Here is a 3,682-nt window from a genome sequence, read left to right as displayed (position 1 = left end):
TTATGAATCTTTCGATTCAAAGTGAACTACAATTATTTGTTGAAGAATTATATGAACATCTTACCCCTTCGTTCTTGGAAAATCTCGCTAGAGAACTAGGTTTTGTACAGCGAAAACGTAAATTTTCAGGGCATGATTTAGCTACTATATGCGTCTGGATTAGCCAACGATTAGCGAGTGATTCTTTAGTGAGACTGTGTAGTCAACTTCATGCTGTTACAGGAACCACTATGAGTCCAGAAGGACTCAATAAGCGTTTCAATAAAAAAGCTGTTTGCTTTTTAAAATATATTTTCTCTTCGTTATTAAAAAGTAAAATTTGTGAAACATCAGTAATTCCTAGTTCTTCAATTGCTTATTTTTAACGAATTCGTATTTTAGATGCAACAATTTTTCAAGTGCCAAAGCATTTAGCTAGTGTATATCCTGGATCAGGTGGTTGTGCTCAAACAGCGGGTATAAAAATTCAGTTAGAATATGATTTACATAGTGGACAATTTTTAAATTTTCAAGTTGAACCAGGGAAAAATAATGATAAAACCTTTGGAACAGAGTGTTTAGCGACATTACGTCCCGGAGACCTCTGTATTCGGGATTTAGGCTATTATTCACTGGATGATTTAGATCAAATGGATCAACGTGGTGTGTATTATATATCACGACTCAAATTAAACAATATGGTGTATATCAAAAATCAATTTCCTGAATACTTTCGAAATGGGGCAATAAAAAAACAGTCTCAGTACATCAAAGTTGATTTAGAACAAATTATGAATACCTTAAAACCTGGGCAGGTCTATGAAATAAAAGATGCTTATATTGGAAAAAATACAAAACTATTCACTCGGGTGATTATGTATCGATTAACAGAAAAACAACTTCGTGAACGTAGGAAAAAACAAGTGTATACGGAAAGTAAAAAGGGTATTACGTATTCAGAGAAAAGCAAACGATTAGCTGGCATTAACATATATGTTACCAATACACCTTGGGAGATTGTTCCGATGGAACAAATACATGATTTTTACTCCCTCCGCTGGCAAATCGAAATCATATTTAAAACTTGGAAATCTCTATTTCAAATTCATCATTGGCAAAATATCAAACAAGAGCGATTAGAATGTCATGTTTATGGCAAACTCATTGCCATTTTTCTATGTTCTTCTACTATGTTTAAGATGCGACAATTGATTTTACAAAAGAAACAAAAAGAATTAAGCGAATATAAAGCAATTGGAATGATTCAAGATCATTTATACATTTTGTATCAAGCCATACAACAAAACACCCAAGAAATAACAAAGATTCTTATCCATCTGTTCCACCTCCTACAAAAGAATGGACGGAAATCTCACCGATATGAGAAGAAAACAGTCTTTGATATTTTGGGTGTTGTTTATGAGTACAATGGATTGAGAAGACAAAAGAAAGCTGTATAATTTTTGAAATTTGGCCGATTGAGGTTTATTTGGCATGTTCATTTTTAAGGATACAAAGTATTTTAAGAGTTTTTTCATTCATATGAACGAAAGATCATTTTGTTTCCATTCTTAAGTTGATGGGCATGTATGGTGACCCCATGCCCATCAACTTAAGAAAACAAATCCACCCCAAAACGAAAAAATGAGCTTTTTTATTACAAGTTAGCACAAAATTTCGTTCTGGGGGTAGTTGTATCTTCTTAGCTTGATGACGATGTGGCGGTACCTCTTCTTTTTACAGGAAGAATTGGTGTTTTAACATAGAAAAAATGTTTAAATAAATAATTTCGACATATACATTTGGATTATTTATCCTTACTACTTTACTTGAGTTTGTTGTCCGTCTACTATTGTTGCTGTACTATCTTTCACTAAAAAATGAACAATCGGTAGTACTAGAAAACTAGCCATTGCACATAATATGCCAATAGATAAGAATGTCTGTCCGTGAACTAATAACCAGGAAGCACTTGCAGATGCAAACATCATTCCAATATACATCGCTGAGCTATTAAGAGCCATTACGGTACCCCTTACCTTTGGACTTAATTCTGAGATTAAAGCAGTTAATGAAGATTGTCCAAACCCAATTGATGTACTCCATACTACGTGTACAATAATTGCAGATATTAAATGTTCAGTTAACAATGAGAAACTAATAACCCCAATTGCAGCGATAATAGTAGCAATTGAAATAACTACTTTTTTACCGATTTTATCTGCTAATTTACCACCTATGACGTTGCCTATAATACTACCTGCTCCCGCCAAAAAAATTACCATTCCTGTTTTTTCTACACTAAAATCAAAATTTTCTTTGTAATAAACTCCAATATAAGAAAACATCCCCTGTAAACCAATAGTCCACAAGAAAGTAGATAATAATGCAAAGAATATAGATGTATTTGTAAACGCAGTTTTAATCGCAGACACCATTGCCACTGGTGCAGACACTGGAATTTGATTAGTTGGTGGCGTTTTAGGCAACATGATCATTACAATAATTGCAACCAACATTGCTAAAATCCCTATACCATAAAAGGTCCATTGCCAGTTACCAACAGAAGTTAAGAAAGCCCCAATCGGTACTCCTAAAACTGTTGAACCAACCATTGCCCCCATTACCATTCCCATTGCCATACCACGCATTTTATAAGGTATTTTATCACCTATCAATGCGAATATACTTGGCATAATCATAGCTCCTGATAACCCTGTTAATGCACGGAAAACTAAAATCGTGTTAAAATCTTGAGTTAGTCCTGTACAAAAAGTTCCTATTGAAAATATAAACATTCCTGTTACAATCATTTGTTTACGACCAAATTTATCAGAAATCGGTCCGAAAAATGGAGCTGTTAATCCATAAAATAAAGCGTAAGAGGTAATTAACCACCCTCCTTTTCCCATCGGTGTTGCAGTGGATTTGGCGATATCAGGAATTAAAGGTGATACCACTAAAGAATCCATTCCAACAAAAAATGCTACAACTGCTAGTAAAAACAACATAGGTTTAATTCCTTTGTCATTCACTTAAACCTCTCCTTGTCTTTTGATTTTATTTCACATATGAAATATATATCCAAACATATACTTCATATATGAAGTATATGTTTAAACAAAAGTGTAACTATTAGTTACACTTTTATTATTCCTTTTTCAACATTTAATAAATGGCGTTTATGGTCTTTGAGAATTTCTGATAAAGTTATAAATTTTTCTTCATCAAAATAAGAAAAGTTTTCTTTAAGAAATACCTTATATTGAATATTTACTTTTTCTTTTGTTTCTTTACCTTTTTCAGTTAAATATACCAGGGTTTCTCTTTGATCAGCTGGATTTTTAGTAGTTGTTACAAAACCATCTCTCTTCATTCGTTGAATCATAGTAGTAACATTACTAGGAGCGCAACCAATTTTTTGTTTTAAATCAGACATAGAAGTTTTTTCTGAATCTGATAACACTTGTATTACTCCAAATTGAACTATACTGATGTCGAATTGTTCTAATTGACTTTCCAGATTATTTTGTAATTGATGATATACATCTCTAATTAAAGTATATAATTCTCTTGCCACTATTTGCATAGAAAACACCCTTTCTTCAGAGAATGAAGTCTACACTAGACAAATTAGATATGAATAATTATATTTTCTGTCAAATAATGAATATGTTACTTTACAACTATTCCTACATATCTC

At 32.5% G+C, this 3,682-nt stretch carries 2 protein-coding genes and 1 pseudogene; 1 reads left to right on the top strand and 2 read right to left on the bottom strand.

All coding sequences use genetic code 11. The annotated features are described in order from the left end of the window. Nucleotides 1–2: 2 nt before the first annotated feature. Nucleotides 3–1,439, top strand: a pseudogene (locus AB3X48_RS19255) (IS4 family transposase). A 360-nt stretch (nt 1,440–1,799) separates the two neighbouring features. Here AB3X48_RS19255 and AB3X48_RS19250 read toward each other — a convergent pair. Together AB3X48_RS19250 and AB3X48_RS19245 are read right to left on the bottom strand one after the other, a co-directional pair. After that, nucleotides 1,800–3,014 (bottom strand): MFS transporter, encoded by a 1,215-nt coding sequence (locus AB3X48_RS19250; protein ID WP_088099320.1) that lies wholly within the window; start codon nt 3,012–3,014, stop codon nt 1,800–1,802. 104 nt (nt 3,015–3,118) lie between these two features. Further along, nucleotides 3,119–3,568 carry a MarR family winged helix-turn-helix transcriptional regulator gene (locus tag AB3X48_RS19245; protein WP_088099319.1) on the bottom strand — a complete coding sequence of 150 codons (450 nt, stop codon included), beginning with the start codon at nt 3,566–3,568 and terminating at the stop codon, nt 3,119–3,121. Nucleotides 3,569–3,682 lie beyond the last annotated feature (114 nt).

The organism is Bacillus sp. S4, from assembly GCF_040838205.1.
GTDB lineage: Bacteria > Bacillota > Bacilli > Bacillales > Bacillaceae_G > Bacillus_A > Bacillus_A cereus_U.
Note: the sequence above shows the minus strand (reverse complement) of the source record. Positions and strands in the feature narration are given on the sequence as shown.